We start from the raw sequence: 14446 nt of genomic DNA, 5'->3' as shown, positions 1-14446 counted from the left end.
GCGCGAGTTCACCCGCCCGCCAGTCCGGTTCGGCGGCGGGTCAGGGAAGGTCGGGTGTTCAGCGTCTCCACCTCGCTTCCGGTGGCGCGCCGGTAGGTGTCGGTGGTCCGGGCCAGTTCCCGTGGGGTGCGCCCGCCGTCCCGGTGCATGGCCCGGTTCGCCCGTACGACGGCCGCCGTCGCGTCGCGGCGCGCGGCCTCGTAGCGGGCCCGGCCGGCCCGTACCCCGTCCGGTGCGGAGAGTTCGTACGCCAGGACCCGGGCGTCGACGATGGCCTGGGACGCGCCGTTGGCACCCACCGGATACATCGGATGCGCGGCGTCGCCGAGGAGGGTGACGCGGCCGCTCCCCCAGGACGGCAGCGGGTCCCGGTCGGCCATCGGGTACTCCAGGATCTCGTCGCAGTCGGCCAGCAGGGCGGGCACATCGAGCCAGCCGAGCGCCCAGTGCGCGTAGTACGGCAGTACGTCGGCCGACCGCCCGGGGCGGTTCCAGGCCGCGTCCCCGGGCAGCGGGCCCGGTTCGGCCACCCTCACCTGGCACACCCAGTTGATCCGGTCGCGGCCGATCGGGTACGCGACCATTTCCACGTCCCCGTCCCGCACGATGGCCATCGAGCGGCCGGTGAGGAACGGCGCGGCCCTCGTCGTGCCGCGCCACATCCGGATGCCCGACCAGAGCAGGGGCCCGTCGTCCGGGTGGAGTTCGGCGCGGACCGCCGAATGCAGCCCGTCGGCGCCGATGAGCGCCTCCGCGTCCTCTTCCCCGGCCGTGCCGGTGGCGCGGTCGAGCACCCGTACCCGGACGGTCTCCCCCGAGCCGTGCTCGAAGCCCGCCACGCGCGCGCCGGTGCGGACCGCGCCGGGGCCCAGCCGCTCCCGGACCGCCGCGAGGAGCAGCAGTTGCAGCTCCCCGCGGTGGATCGAGTACTGCGGCCAGCGGTAGCCCTGTGCCAGGCCGCGCGGCTCGCTGAAGATCCGGTGGCCGTCCCGGTCGGCGTACACGTTCTCGGCGGTGGCCACGCCGAGGTCGGCGAGGGCGTCGCCGAGGCCGAGTTCGGTCAGCTCCCGTACGGCGTGGGGCAGCAGGTTGATGCCGACGCCGAGCGGGCGGATCTCCCGGGCGCTCTCGACGACGGTGGCCTCGATACCCGCGGCGTGCAGGCTGAGCGCGGCGGTCAGCCCGCCGATGCCCGCTCCGGCGACGAGGACGCTCATCGCCCGGCCGCGGGACGGTTCTCGGTGCGGGCCTCGGGACGGTTCTCGGGGCGGTCGATGATGCGCAGCCAGGTGCCGTCCGGCTCACGGCGGACGACCTGCACCCGGCCGCCGGTGTTGTCGCCGGACGGGGTCGAGGTGAGGGCGAGGTCGCCGTAGCGGACGGTGGGCAGCGGCTCCTCCGGCCGGAAGGGCTCCGTCGTGTGGTCGAGCAGAGCCTGGCACACGGCGCGGATGGCCGCCCGGCCGACGGTCGCGGCCCCCGGCGGGTACGCGAGCACCGCGTCGGGTGCGTACAGCTCGGCCATGCCCTCGGCGTCGCCCTCGTTGGCGCGCTCGACGAACAGCCTGGTCAGGTCCTCGGGGCTGGTGGCGCGTTCGCGTGTGCCGGTCATGTCGGGTCCTCCTGGGTGGTGATTCCTGCGTCCTGCTCTCCACTCTCCGGCCGTTCGGATCAGAAGTCCAAGAGATGATGGATCTGGCCATGAGAAGCACTGGTTATAGAATCGGGAGCTATGGAACTGCGTCAGCTCGCCTACTTCGTGGCCGTGGCCGAGGAGCGGAACTTCACCCGGGCCGCGGAGCGGGAGCATGTGGCCCAGCCCGGGGTGAGCGCCCAGATCCGCCGGCTGGAGCGGGAGCTGGGCCAGGAGCTGCTGGACCGCTCGGGCCGCTCGGTGCGGCTGACCGAGGCGGGCGAGGCCGTCCTGCCGTACGCGCGGGCGGCGCTCGCCGCGGTGGAGGGCGCGCGGCAGGCCGTGGACGAGCTGACCGGGCTGCTCCGGGGGCAGGTGGCCGTGGGGACGGTGACCTCGCACACCGTCGACCTGCCGGACCTGCTGGCGGAGTTCCACGACGCCCATCCGGCGGTGGAGATCACCCTGTCCGAGGCCAACTCGGACCAGCTCCTGGAGGGTCTGCGGACGGGGCGGCTCGACGCCGCGATCGTCAGCGTCGGCCGGGAGACGCCGCCCGGGATCGAGCTGCGGGTGCTCACCGACCAGCCGATCGTCGCGGCGGTCGGCCATGACCATGAGCTGGCCGTGCACTCCGCCATCTCACTGGACACCCTGCGCGGGCGGGCCCTGATCAGCCTGCCGCCCGGTACGGGGCTGCGCACCCGGCTCGACGAGGCGTGCGCGGCCGCCGGGTTCGCGCCGCATATCGCGTTCGAGGCGAGCGATCCGGAGGTGCTCGCCCAGCTCGCCGAGCGGGGACTCGGCGCGGCGATCCTGCCCGGCGCCTTCGCCGAGGCGCGGGCGGACCGGCTGCGGACGGTCCGGATCACCCGGCCCGCGCTGCGCGGGCGGCTGGTGTTCGCCTGGCGGGCGGGCGGCCCGAGCGGCCCGGCGGGCCGCGCCCTGATCGCCCGCGCCTGCCCGGCCCTGATCGAGCGCGCCCGCCACACCCTGGGCGACCAGACCGCGCCCCCGTAGCCGGTCGCACCACGGGGGCGTCCGGTGACAGCGGCCATTGACAGGGGTGAACGGCCGATCCCAGAATGGCCCCATGATCAGGAACCGGTTCGACACGACGGGACACCTTCGCGCCCCGGATCGGACCGGCTGTGAGCGCTCGGGCCGCTAGTCGGCCTTCCCCGGCCCTCGCGACGGCCGTTGCGTGCCGCCAGGCCCGCGCCCGGTCCGCTTCCTGACACTCCCGGACTCCGCCGACGCCGACGCCGTCGAGCGCGTGTCCGCGATGATCCGCACCGCATCCCACCGGGTTCCCCGTGCGCGGCGCGAGGGCTTCTCTGCCATCCGTCCCAGCGGCTTCGCCGCCGCCGCGTCACGCATGAGGAGAAACACCATGACCGTCATCGACACCCAGCCGAACCCGCCCGTGCTGCGCGATGCGCGCATACCCGCGGGTGGCCTGTACGAAGGGCCGCGCACGCTGCGCCGGTTGCCCGAGGGGTGGCAGGAGCGTCCGTACGAGCGGTTCGAGCTGGTGCCCCAGGGGCGCACCATCGGGGCCGAGATCCGCGGGGCGGACCTCTCCCGGCCGCTGGAGCCGGGGCTGCGCGAGGAGCTGAACCGCGCCCTGCTGGAGTGGAAGGTGCTCTTCTTCCGCGGCGCGCACCTCACCTCCGCCCAGCAGCGCGACTTCGCCCGGCACTGGGGCGAGCTGGAGACCAACCCCCTGCTCGTCAGCGGATCGAGCGAGGACGTGGTCCGCTTCGACAAGAGCGAGGGCGCCCCCGTCACCTTCGAGAACGTCTGGCACGCCGATGTCACGTTCCGGGAGCGGCCCGCGCTCGGCGCGGTGCTCCAGCTGCGCGAGGTCCCGCCCGTCGGCGGGGACACCATGTGGGCGGACATGGCCGCCGCGTACGACAACCTGCCCCGGGAGGTGCGGGACCGTATCGACGGCGCCACGGCCGTGCACGACTTCATCCCCGGCTTCTCCCGCTTCTTCGGCCCCGAGCGGCTCGCCCCGTTCCAGGACGTGTTCCCGCCCGTCGAGCACCCGGTGGTGCGCACCCACCCGGAGACCGGGCGGCGGATGCTCTTCGTCAACACCTCCTTCACCACCCGGATCACCGGCATGGACCGGGAGGAGAGCGACCGGCTGCTGGCCCATCTGTGCCGTCAGGCGCAGGTACCGGAGTACCAGGTGCGCTTCCGGTGGCTCCCCGGCGACGTGGCGTTCTGGGACAACCGCGCCACCCAGCACTACGCGGTGAACGACTACGCGCCGCACCCGCGGGTCGCCGAGCGGGTGGCCATCGAGGGAGACCGCCCGTTCTGACGGATGCCGGGATATCGACGCAGCCTTGGCCAACGGTGAGGTATACCGTTACCGGGGCAACGAGTTGACGGTCCGCAGGGACCCACGAGACAGAGGCCGGGCTGTGGCAGGGGGCCTCGGAGGTTACGGGTGCGATACCGGGTCCTTGGGGCGCTCGAACTGTGGGACGGTGACCGATGGGCGACCCTCGGCCCGGCGAAGTGGCGCACCCTGCTCGCGGTGCTGCTGTGCCACGCCAACCGGACCGTCCCGGCCGAACGGCTCCTGGACGAGCTGTGGGGCGAGGGCCGGGCGCCGCAGAGCGCGGCCAAGGTGCTGCAGACGTATGTCTCGCGGCTCCGGCAGAGCCTGGGTGACGCGTCCGGCCGGACCCTGATCACCGACAAGCAGGGCTACAAGGCGCACGGCTACCGACTGGCGGTGGAGACGGCCGACTTCGACGCGCACCGGTTCGAGCAGCTGGTCGAGGAGGGGCGGCGCGGGCTGGACCGGGAGGCCGAGTCCCCCGAGGACGCCGCCGAGCGGCTGCGCGAGGCGCTGACGATGTGGCGGGGCACGCCGTACGCGGACGTGCCCCCGACCCCGTCCGTCGAGGCGGAGATCACCCGGCTCGGGGAGCTCCGGCTCCAGGCCGTGGACGCCCGTATCGACGCCGATATGCGGTGCGGCCGCCACACCGACGTCCTGGGCGAGCTGGAGGCGCTGACCGCCGAGCACCCGTACCGCGAGGGGCTGCGCGGCCGTCTGATGCTGGCTCTGTACCGCTCCGGTCGGCAGGCCGACGCGCTGGCCGCCTACCGCGATCTGCACCGGCTGCTGGCCGAGGAACTCGGGGTCGAGCCGATCCCGCCGCTGCAACGGCTCCAGCAGCGCATCCTCACCGCCGACGACTCCCTGCTGGCGCCCCCGGCCCCCCGCAAGGAGGAGCGGCCCGCCGCCCCGGCCGCGCGCCGGGCCGCCCGGGGCCCTCGCCAGCTGCCGCCCGCCAGCCCGGCGTTCACCGGCCGCCATGGCGAAGTGGCGGTGATCCAGGCACTCCTGGACCAAGGCGACGAAGGGGATCAAAGCAGCCAAGGGGATCAAGGCGACCAGAGCGACGAAAACGGGGGAAGCGGCGGGGCCGGGCGGCCCGTGGTGATCGCGGCCATCGACGGCACCGGCGGCGTGGGCAAGTCCACGCTGGCCATCCACGCCGCGCACCAGCTCGCCGAGCGGTTCCCGGACGGCCAGCTCTACGTCGATCTGCACGGCACCACGGCCGGGCTCTCGGCCCTCGAACCGGCCGAAGTGCTGGGGCGGTTCCTGCGCGCCCTGGGGGTGGACGGGTCGAGCGTGCCGGGCGACACGGACGAGGCGGCGGCCCAGTTCCGTTCGCTGGTGGCGGGGCGGCGGCTGCTGGTCATCCTCGACAACGCCGCCTCCGTGGACCAGGTCCGTCCGCTGCTGCCCGCCGGGCCCGACTGCGCCGCGCTGGTCACCAGCCGCGAGATGCTGACCACCCTGGAGGGCGCCACCCATCTGCATCTGGACGTCCTCCCCCACGACCAGGCCGTGGCGCTGCTGGAGCGGATCGTCGGGGTGGAGCGGGTGCGGGCCGAGCGCGAGGAGGCCGAGGACATCACCCGGCTGTGCGGCCGTCTGCCGCTGGCGCTGCGGATCGCGGGCGCCCGGCTGGCCGCCCGCCCGGCGTGGCCGCTGCGCACCCTGGTCGCCAAACTGACCGACGCCCGCGGCCGACTGGACGAGCTGCGCTTCGGTGACCTGGCCGTGCGTACCAGCTTCGAGGTGAGCTACGACGCCTTCCGGCTCGGCGGGCGCTCCGACGACGCGGACGCGGTACGCGCCTTCCGGCTGCTCAGCACGGTGCCCGGGCAGGACGTGAGCCTGCCGGTGGCGGCCGCGCTGCTGGACCACCCCGCCGACCGCACCGAGAACGCGCTGGAGCGGCTGGTCGACGCGCAGCTGCTGGAGAGCCCGGACTCGGTCCGTTACCACATGCACGATCTGCTCCGGCTGTTCGCCTCGGAGCGGGCCGAGCAGGAGGAGCCGGAGGCCGAGCCCGCCGCGGCGCTGGAGCGGGCGATGTCGGCGTACGTGGCCACCACCCAGCGGGCGGTCTCCCTGCTCGACCCGCACCGGCCCTGGCCACGGCATCCGGTCGAGGGCACGGTGGTGGTCCCGCTGCGGGACCGTGCGGAGGCGGAGGCGTGGCTGAAGGCCGAGGCGGGCAATCTGCTGGCCGCCGTCGCCCACGCCGTCACCCAGTCCGACGCGCTCGCCCGGCTCGGCATCCGGCTGGCCCAGGCCTTGCAGTGGTTCCTGTATCCGCGGGCGCACGCCCAGGACCTGCAGACGGTCAACGAGCTGGCGGTCGGGGCGGCCAGGCGGCTGGGCGACCTGGAGAGCCAGGCGTGGGCGCTGGACCATCTCTCGGGCGCGTACTGGCTGCAGCACAGCTACGAGGAGATGCGGGCCACCCTGGGGGCGGCGCTGGAGATCTGGCGCGCCATCGGCCATCAGCGCGGCGAGCAGCGGTCGCTGTGCAACCTGGCGGACGCGCTGTCCGAACTGGGGCTGTTCGAGGAGGCCATCGAGGTGCAGCGGCGTCAGCTCGCGCTGGCCCGGGACACCGGGGATCTGGCGGCCGAGGTGGTCGGCCTGGGCAACCTGGGCCGCGCGTACCGCGGCGTCGGCCGCTCCGAGGACGCCATGACGTGCTTCAAGGAGAGCCTGGAGCAGGCCCGGCGCACCGGTGACGTCCACCATCAGGGCTTCGCGATGTACGAGATCGGCATCACGTACATGGAGCAGGGGAAGTTCCCCGAGGGCCGGGCGCATCTGGACGAGGCGTTGCCGGTGTGGCAGCGGCCGGGTACGTACGAGAGCTGGCGCGGGCACACCTGGAGCGGGGTGTTCCCGGCCTGTATGACGCTGCAGATGGGGCCCGGCCCGCACTGAGGCGCGGCCGGGGGCGGCAGGGCCCGGGGGCGGAGGTTACTGGGTCACGGGGTACGGCTTGCGGCCCACCCCGCCGTAGGCCCACACCCGGCTGGGGTCGTGCTCGGCTCCGATGCCCGGACGCCAGGCGGGCAACTGCACCAGGCCCGGGTCGAGCAGGTCCAGCCCGTGGAAGAAGCCCATGATTCCGTTGTAGTCGCGCGGGGCCGCGGCCACCGGGCTGAGGCTGAGCGGAGCCCAGTCGCGGTCGTCGGGCGTATCGTCGGTGAAGTCGCCGGTGACATGAGACACGATCAGACAGCTGCCGGGGGCGGCCCATTCCATGAGCCGGGCGACGATGCCGTACGGATCGTCCTTGTCCTCGAAGTAGTCGAGGATGAACGTGAGCACGAGCCCCACCGGCTGCCCGGGGTCGAGCAGTCGGCGTACTTCGTCATGGGCCAGGATCTTCTCGGGCTCGCGCAGATCGCCACTGATCATCGTGGTGCCGGGGACGGCCAGCCGGGCCTGCCCGTGACTGGCCACGATCGGGTCGTTGTCGACGTAGACCACGCGGGAGCGGGGATTGACCGCCTGGGCGATCTCGTGCACGTTCGGCGTCGCGGGCAGGCCCGATCCGATGTCCAGGAACTGGCTGATCCCCGCGTCGGCGAGTTCGGCCATCGCCCGGTGCAGGAAGCGGCGGTTGGCCAGGGCGGTGTCCTGGATCTCCGGCGCGATCCGCAGGAACCGCTCGGCCTGCTCGTAGTCGGCGAGGTAGTTGTCCTTGCCGCCGACGAGGTAGTTGTAGACCCGGGCCGGGTTCGCCCGATGGCCGGGATGGCGGCCGTGGTCGACCGGCTGCCAGTCCACCGTGGTGAGCCCGATACCGGGCCCGCTGCTGTTCATCCGAGATTCCCCTGCCCTCAAGCCTGCTTCGCCTCAACCGCTCGCCGGGTCCGTCACCGCGGATGCGGTGCCGTACCGGGACGCCAGGTGACCGTGTCACTGGGCCCCGGTTCCGCCCAGGCGACCGGGGCCCGTGACCAGAGGTGGAACGGCAGGTCGACGTCCGCGGACACTCGGCTGAGCTGTCCCCAGGAGTACGCGTGGGAGTGGACCACCGCGGCGTGGAGCGCCGCTTCGAGACAGGCGCGCGCGGTCCGCTCGGCACGGCAGGTGCCGCTCGGGCCGGAGCCCTCCACCCCGCCGCACACCTGAAAGGTGCTCCAGGCGTAGAGGGCTGCGGTCTCGGTGTGCGGTGTGTGCGGTTGCTGCTGCTGGTCGACGTTCACAGACCCTCTCCAGACACGTCTCCACCGGCGGGGCTTGGCGATGCGACCAGCATCGGAGAGGGCGGATTACCGGCGGTATAGCGGCGGTAAAGCGGTATGCGACGGCGCTATACCGGCCGGGACGTGCGGGCCTTACGGAGCGTGCGGAGAGCCGGTCACTCGGCGAGCCAGGACAGCACCTCGCGGTTGATCCGCTCGGGCTGCTCCAGGTGCAGGAAGTGACCCGCGCCCTCGACCAGTTCGATGCGGGAGCCCGCCGCGAGATGGTCCTTGGCGCTGTGGATCACGTCGGAGCCGATGCAGCCGTCGTCGGTGCCGTGCAGGAAGAGGATGGGCCGCTCACCGGTGGCGGTGATCGCCTCCTGCTCCGCCGCGTAGGCCGGAACGTGGCGGGTCGGGTCGAACAGGGCCTTGTAGTAGCCGACCGCGGCGGCGAGGTGGGCCGGGTCCTTCAGGCTCTCCTTGACGTGCGCGATGTCCTGCGCGGAGTCGTGGTAGCCGGGCGACCAGTCGCGCCACAGACCGTCGATGAGCGCCATGTCGTGGGCCGCGACGGCCGCCTCGGCCAGCGGGGTCTGGAACAGGAAGATGTAGAAGGAGCGCTTGAACTGGCCGTAGTCGAAGCCGAAGAAGTCGGGCAGGACGCCGCCCAGCGGGGGCACGGACATCGTCACGGCGCGCCGCCAGCGCTCGGGGGCGTGGGCGGTGGCGCCGTAGGCGGCGATGGCACCCCAGTCGTGGCCGATGAGCACCGCGTCGCCGTCGGCGCCGAAGGCCTCGTGCAGGGCGTTGGCGTCGGAGGCGATGGCGCCCGCCTGGTAGGCGCCGTCGTCGGGTATGCCGGTGGGTGCGTAGCCCCGCAGGAAGGGGGCGACGGCGTGGTAGCCCGCGTCCGCGAGGGCGGGCAGCAGGTGGTGCCAGGAGTGGGCGGTATCGGGGAAGCCATGCAGACAGAGCGCCAGCGGGGCGTCCGCCGGGCCCGCTTCGAGATAGCCGAACTCAAGTCCATTTGCGGTGATGCTCTTGACCTTTGTCACGCTCAGCGATGCTAATTCACCGTCAGGAACACGTCCACGCACGGCATCGGGGGATTTTTCTCACCGCACGATGATCCGGCTGCGCGGTGGCCGTGAGGGTGGCAGACTGCGCGCTGTGCCGTCCGGGTCGACGAGACCGGAATCGGGCACCCCGCGTGTGATGCCCCGCCCCGGCCCGAGGGAGGCCCCCATGACCGGCCCGACCAGCACCGTCGCGGACCACCACGAGGCCATGGAGCACCGCGGGTTCCTCTACCGCGACGAGGGGGAAGTGGTCGATGTCTGCGTCCCCTTCCTGCGCGCGGGTCTGGAAGCCGACGACGCGGTGGCCGTGGTGGCGGCCAAGTCGAACATCGCGGCGCTGCGGGACGCCCTCGGGCAGGACGCCCCGGCGGTGCAGTTCGAGGACGCGCTCAGCTGGTACCAGCACCCGGTGAAGACCATCGCCGCCTACGACTCGTTCGTGAAGGCCGAGTCACCGCGCCGGGTCCGGGTGATAGCCGAACCGGTGTGGCAGGGCCGCACTCCGCTGGAGGTCGTGGAGTGGGCGCGCTACGAGTCGATCGTGAACGCGGCGTTCGCCCACTCCGGTGCCCGCGCCATCTGCTGTTACGACCGCCGGGTGCTGCACCCCGAGATCCTGACGTACGCGCGCCGCACCCACCCCGAGATGATCGACGGTCAGGGGCCCGAGGAGAGCCTGGAGTACCTGGCCCCCGGCCCGTTCAGCGCCACCTGTGACCGCCGGGCGCTGCCGCCCGCCCCGGCGGCGGCCGACCGGCTGCCGGTCGAGGGGGCCGACCTGGACGCCGTGCGCTTCTTCATCGCCGAGCGGGGCGGTCGGCACGGCATGGGCCTGGAGGCCGTGCGCAACATGGTCGCCGCCGTCGCCGAGGTGGCGAACACCGCCCTCCGCCACGGCAGTGCCCCGGCCGAGCTGCGGGTGTGGACCCAGGACGGCGATCTGGTCTGCGAGATCGCCGGACCCGGCCACTGGTACCCCGACGCCCTCTGGGGCTTCACCCCGCCGGAGGGATCGGAGACCGGGTTCGGGCTGTGGGGCGTCCGGATGCTGTGCGACGTCGTCCAGATGCAGGCGGACGCGGACGGCACGCTGATCAGGCTGCGCACCGGGCTCTGACCGGCGGAACCCCCCTCCCGTCCCGGGTGCGCGTCACCGTCAACTTTCCCGGGTTCACATCGGCGATGCCGGGAGCCGGGGCACTCCGTGGTCGGCCAGCGGGCCCACCTCCAGCCCCTCGGTGCGACACGCGGTGACCAGGTGCGGCAGGGCGGCCAGGGTGACGCGCCAGCAGTCGAGGGAGCCGCACCGGTCGGAGTCGTGCAGCAGGACCGTGGCGCCGCCCCGGAGGCCGCCGCGGAGGCTGGCGAGCACCGAGGCGGGGGTGGCGTTCGGGGACCAGTCGTGCCCCCAGGCCGACCACAGGACGGGCCGCAGCCCGGCGCGTACGGCCGCGAGCCAGCGGCCGCCGGTCAGGACGCCGTACGGAGGCCGGTACCACAGCGGGACAGCACCGGTGGTCAGCCGCACCGCCCGGGCGGCGGACGCGACCTCGGCGACGTCCCGGACCGGCCGCGGCAGCCAGGGGCGGTTGTGGGTCCAGCCGTGGACGGCGAGTTCATGGCCGCGGAGCGCGATCTCGCGGGTGGTGCGGGGGTAGCGCATCACGCTCTCGCCCAGGACGAAGAACGTTGCGGTCACCGCCAGCTCGTCCAGGGCGTCCAGGAAGCGCGGGGTGGAGTGGGGGTCGGGGCCGTCGTCGAAGGTGAGGGCGATGTGGTCGGACCGGCCCCGCCCGGCCAGGGCGGGGAACAGGACGCGCCGGGGCCCCGGCAGCCAGGTACCGGCCGGGACCAGATGCGCGGCCGCGGCCAGCGCCGCCGCGTTCCGGGCCAGCACACCGGTCCGGGCCGCCGCCGCACGCCCGGCGGTCACGGCGGGCTCCCGGGGGTCATGACAGGCTCCCGGCGCTCACGGCGGCTCCCCGGGGTCATGACGGGCTCCCGCCGTCCGCGACCCGCCGTACCGTCGGCCCGACCGCCGCGCCGGTGGTGGTGTTGTTACTGTCCCAGCCCTGTGCCATGGCGGGCGACCGGGTGAGGCCGACGATCCCGGCCGCCATCAGGGCGATGCCGACCACCTCGGGCAGCAGGCGCAGCCCGAGTTCGACGCGTTCGCCGAACAGCACCCAGCCCAGCGCGATGCTCACCAGCGCGTCCCCGAGGGTCAGCGCGGGCTGGGAGGCGGCCAGGGTGCCCGCGCGCAGGGTGCTCTGGAGCATGAGAAAGCTGAGCAGCCCCACGAGGCACACCGCGTACAGCGGCCAGCTGGTGAACACGGCCGCCACTCCCCCGCCGAAGTGCCCCGTGAGCTCCTTGATGAGGGCCGCCGTACACGCGAAGCCGACGGCGGTCACGCAGCCGAGCGCCGCGGCCCGCGCCGCGCCCCGCAGCGCCCGCGCCACCAGGAGCAGGGTGCCCACGACGAGCACCAGAACCGCACCCGCGGGCAGCCAGAGCCCGTTGCGGGCCGTGGCGTGGCCGTGCGAGGGATCGGCCGCGACGAGGAAGAGCGCGAGCCCGGCGGCGAGCATCACGAACGCCAGCCAGGTCCGGCCGCCCGGCCGCCGGCGGAACACCAGACTCCCCACCACCAGGGTGAACAGCAGCTCGCTGACCAGCAGCGGCTGGACGACCGAGAGCCGCCCGACCGCCAGCGCCCCCACCTGGGCCACTGCCGAGACCACCATCGCCGCGCCCCCGGCCAGCCAGTACGGGCGCCGCAGCAGCCGCAGCAGATGCCGCAGCGCCTGCCCCACCCCGCCCCCGTCCCCTGGAAGCTCCCGCTCCTGGTCCATCGCGGCGCGCCGCTGCAGGACGGACGCCGCGCCGTTGCCCAGGGCGGACAGCAGCGCGAGGAGGACGGTCAGGACGCCCATGTCACCCTCACCCGAAGCGGGCTGCCAGCCGCTGGTACAGCCCCGGGGCCGCGCCGCGCACCAGCACGGGCAGCCGCAGCCAGGCCGGTACGTACACCTCGTCCCGGCCGCGCGCGACCGCGTCCCACACGGCGTCGGCGACCCGCTCGGCCGGCAGCGGGCGTGGCATCCGGCGGGTGTACGGGACGCCTCGGCGGGCGAAGAACGGGGTGTCCACCACGCCGGGGACCACATGGGTGACGCGTACGCCGCCCCGGCTGCCCAGCTCCTGGCGGAGGGCGTCGGCGAAGACGCCGAGCGCCGCCTTGGCCGCGGAGTACACCGCCTCGCCCCGCACCCCGACGCTGCCCGCGACCGAGCCGATGAGCACGATGTGGCCGTGCCGCCGGGCCAGCATGTGCGGCAGGACGAGCCGTACCAGCCGCATGGTGGCGAGCAGGTCGACGCCCACCACCCGGTCGATGGCGGCGGGCGGCATCGTGCTGAAGGGGCCCGCCCAGCCGATGCCCGCCCCCGCGACGAGCAGATCCACCCGCCCGGCGGTACGGAAGGCGGCCTCGGCCAGGCCACGGCCGCCCTCGGGAGTGGCGAGATCGGCGGGCAGGGCGACGGCCGAGGTGCGCGCGGCCACCCGGTCGAGACGTTCCCGGTGGCGGCCGCTGACCAGCAGCCGCCAGCCGCCGCCCGCCGCGAACCGGTGCGCGACGGCGGCGCCGATCCCCGAGGACGCGCCGGTCACCAGCGCGACCCCGACATTGGTGGGGGCGGCCCCGGTGGCAGCGGGACCGGCCGGGTCACGCGCGGCGCCGCGCCGCGGGTGTGCGTCCGGCAGAGGGCGGGCCATGGCATCTCCCTGTCTCGCCGCTGACCGGCTGTCTCGCTGCTGACCGGCGGCGTCGGCACACCACCGGCCGGGGAGCGCGCGGTTTGACGGCACGCGGAGCGGATACCTCCAGTGAGCCACGAGCGGCCGCGCCTCGCACCATCGGAGAAGAGCCCCGGACCATCGGAGATGAGCATGCACCTGCCGTCGCAGCGTTTTCTCGTGGTCAGCGCGAGCATGGGGGCCGGTCATGACGCGGTGGCCGGAGAGCTGGTGCGCAGACTGGAACGCGCGGGGCACCGGGCGGACCGGGTGGATGTGCTGGACCTGCTGCCCGCCGGGATCGGCCCGGGGCTGCGCGCCTTCTACCGGGCGGCGGTCCGCCGGGCCCCGGTGGTCTACGCGGGCATCTACCGGGCGTTCTTCCGGTCCGGCCCCGGCAGCGGGCCACGGCCCGGCACCGCGCCGCTGGCCGCCCTCGCCGAGGACCGGCTGCTGGCGCTGGCCGAGCGGCTGCGCCCGGCCGCGGTGGTGCCCGTCTTCCACCTCGCCGCCCAGCTCACCGGACGGCTGCGGGCCCGCGGGGCGCTGACGGTGCCGAGCGCGGTGGTGGTCACCGATTTCGCGGTGCACCGCCAGTGGCTGCATCCGGGCAACGATCTGCACCTGTGTGTCACCGAGGAGGCCGCCGAACGGGTACGGCAGGCCCTCGGCCGCCCCGCGGTGGCCACCGGCCCGGTGGTGGCGCGGCGTTTCCTCGGTCCGGCGCCCGGGGCGGCGGACTGGCGGCGCCGCTTCGATCTGCACGCCCCCGGCCGACCGCCGGTGGTGCTGTCCGCCGGGGCCTGGGGGGCCGGTACCCAGCTGGCGGCCACCGCACGGCTGCTGTCCGCCGCGGGCTATCTGCCGGTGGCGCTGTGCGGCCGGGACGAACGGCTGCGCCACCGGCTGTCCCGGTGGCCGCGGGTGGCGGCCCTCGGCTGGGAACCTGACCTGCCCGGACTGCTGGCCGCGACGCGGGCGCTGGTGGACAACGCGGCCGGACAGACCGCGCTGGAAGCACTGGCCACCGGGGTCCCGGTGGTGGGCTACCGCCCCATCCCGGGCCATGGGCGCGAGGGGGTCGGCCGGATGGCCGCCCTCGGCCTGACGGACCAGGCGGCGGACTCATGGGAGCTGCTGCGCCTGCTCGACGCGCTCACCGAGCCCTCGGCGCTGCGGACGCGCCGTATCGCCGCGGGCCGACGGCTGTTCGCCACCGACCCCGCCGAGGTCGCCGCCCGGCTGGCCGAGGTGGTGGCCGTGTGTGACCCCTTCTGAAGGAGTGGGTGGACCGCTGCTCCGGCGCGTGCCCAGCCGCCGACGCGTCCGGGTCCACCCTCCCCCCACGCCACTTCCGCATCCGCTACCGCTGAGGTGGCGGCGC

Annotated in this window: 13 protein-coding genes; 5 read left to right on the top strand and 8 right to left on the bottom strand. The window is 74.2% G+C overall.

Features of this window, described 5'->3' with window-relative positions; all coding sequences use genetic code 11:
* Positions 1–8 precede the first annotated feature (8 nt).
* Positions 9–1217: a flavin-dependent oxidoreductase gene (locus tag ABZ370_RS25240; protein ID WP_358625003.1), complete on the bottom strand. Its 1209-nt coding sequence runs from the start codon at positions 1215–1217 to the stop codon at positions 9–11.
* A complete protein-coding gene (locus ABZ370_RS25235) occupies positions 1214–1612 on the bottom strand; it encodes a nuclear transport factor 2 family protein (RefSeq protein ID WP_358625001.1) in 399 nt (132 codons plus the stop codon). The genes ABZ370_RS25240 and ABZ370_RS25235 overlap by 4 nt, the downstream gene beginning before the upstream one ends.
* A 120-nt stretch (positions 1613–1732) precedes the next feature.
* Here ABZ370_RS25235 and ABZ370_RS25230 point away from each other — a divergent pair, with 120 nt between their 5' ends.
* From ABZ370_RS25230 to ABZ370_RS25220, 3 genes are all read left to right on the top strand, one after another.
* Complete coding sequence (locus tag ABZ370_RS25230; protein ID WP_358625000.1) at positions 1733–2653, top strand: LysR substrate-binding domain-containing protein; 921 nt, start codon at positions 1733–1735, stop codon at positions 2651–2653.
* Positions 2654–3026: 373 nt separating this feature from the next.
* Positions 3027–3968, top strand: a complete 942-nt coding sequence (locus ABZ370_RS25225) for a TauD/TfdA family dioxygenase (RefSeq protein ID WP_358624998.1) — start codon at positions 3027–3029, stop codon at positions 3966–3968.
* A gap of 129 nt (positions 3969–4097) precedes the next feature.
* The gene (locus ABZ370_RS25220; RefSeq protein ID WP_358624996.1) at positions 4098–6926 is read left to right on the top strand and encodes a BTAD domain-containing putative transcriptional regulator; all 2829 of its coding nucleotides are present in this window, start codon (positions 4098–4100) and stop codon (positions 6924–6926) included.
* A 36-nt stretch (positions 6927–6962) separates the two neighbouring features.
* Here the strand turns inward: ABZ370_RS25220 and ABZ370_RS25215 are convergent, their stop codons facing one another.
* From ABZ370_RS25215 to ABZ370_RS25205, 3 genes are all read right to left on the bottom strand, one after another.
* A complete protein-coding gene (locus ABZ370_RS25215; RefSeq protein ID WP_358624994.1) occupies positions 6963–7814 on the bottom strand; it encodes an SAM-dependent methyltransferase in 852 nt (283 codons plus the stop codon).
* A 53-nt stretch (positions 7815–7867) separates the two neighbouring features.
* Complete coding sequence (locus ABZ370_RS25210; RefSeq protein ID WP_358624993.1) at positions 7868–8200, bottom strand: hypothetical protein; 333 nt, start codon at positions 8198–8200, stop codon at positions 7868–7870.
* Positions 8201–8355: 155 nt separating this feature from the next.
* Complete coding sequence (locus ABZ370_RS25205) at positions 8356–9237, bottom strand: alpha/beta hydrolase (RefSeq protein ID WP_358624991.1); 882 nt, start codon at positions 9235–9237, stop codon at positions 8356–8358.
* Positions 9238–9427: 190 nt separating this feature from the next.
* Between ABZ370_RS25205 and ABZ370_RS25200 the strand changes: the two genes are divergently transcribed.
* A complete protein-coding gene (locus tag ABZ370_RS25200) occupies positions 9428–10378 on the top strand; it encodes a sensor histidine kinase (RefSeq protein ID WP_358624989.1) in 951 nt (316 codons plus the stop codon).
* A 54-nt stretch (positions 10379–10432) separates the two neighbouring features.
* Here the strand turns inward: ABZ370_RS25200 and ABZ370_RS25195 are convergent, their stop codons facing one another.
* From ABZ370_RS25195 to ABZ370_RS25185, 3 genes are all read right to left on the bottom strand, one after another.
* A complete protein-coding gene (locus ABZ370_RS25195; RefSeq protein ID WP_358625199.1) occupies positions 10433–11158 on the bottom strand; it encodes a polysaccharide deacetylase family protein in 726 nt (241 codons plus the stop codon).
* A 91-nt stretch (positions 11159–11249) separates the two neighbouring features.
* Positions 11250–12197 (bottom strand): DMT family transporter, encoded by a 948-nt coding sequence (locus ABZ370_RS25190; protein WP_358624987.1) that lies wholly within the window; start codon positions 12195–12197, stop codon positions 11250–11252.
* Positions 12198–12204: 7 nt separating this feature from the next.
* Entirely contained in the window at positions 12205–13041 is an 837-nt protein-coding gene (locus ABZ370_RS25185; RefSeq protein WP_358624985.1) for an SDR family NAD(P)-dependent oxidoreductase, read from the bottom strand.
* Positions 13042–13215: 174 nt separating this feature from the next.
* On the opposite strand from ABZ370_RS25185, the gene ABZ370_RS25180 reads away from it, so the two are divergent.
* On the top strand, positions 13216–14340 hold the full coding sequence (locus ABZ370_RS25180; protein ID WP_358625197.1) for a galactosyldiacylglycerol synthase: 1125 nt from the start codon (positions 13216–13218) through the stop codon (positions 14338–14340).
* Positions 14341–14446: the final 106 nt, after the last annotated feature.

The organism is Streptomyces sp. NPDC005962 (assembly GCF_040629205.1).
Classification (GTDB): Bacteria; Actinomycetota; Actinomycetes; order Streptomycetales; family Streptomycetaceae; genus Streptomyces.
Note: the sequence above shows the minus strand (reverse complement) of the source record. Positions and strands in the feature narration are given on the sequence as shown.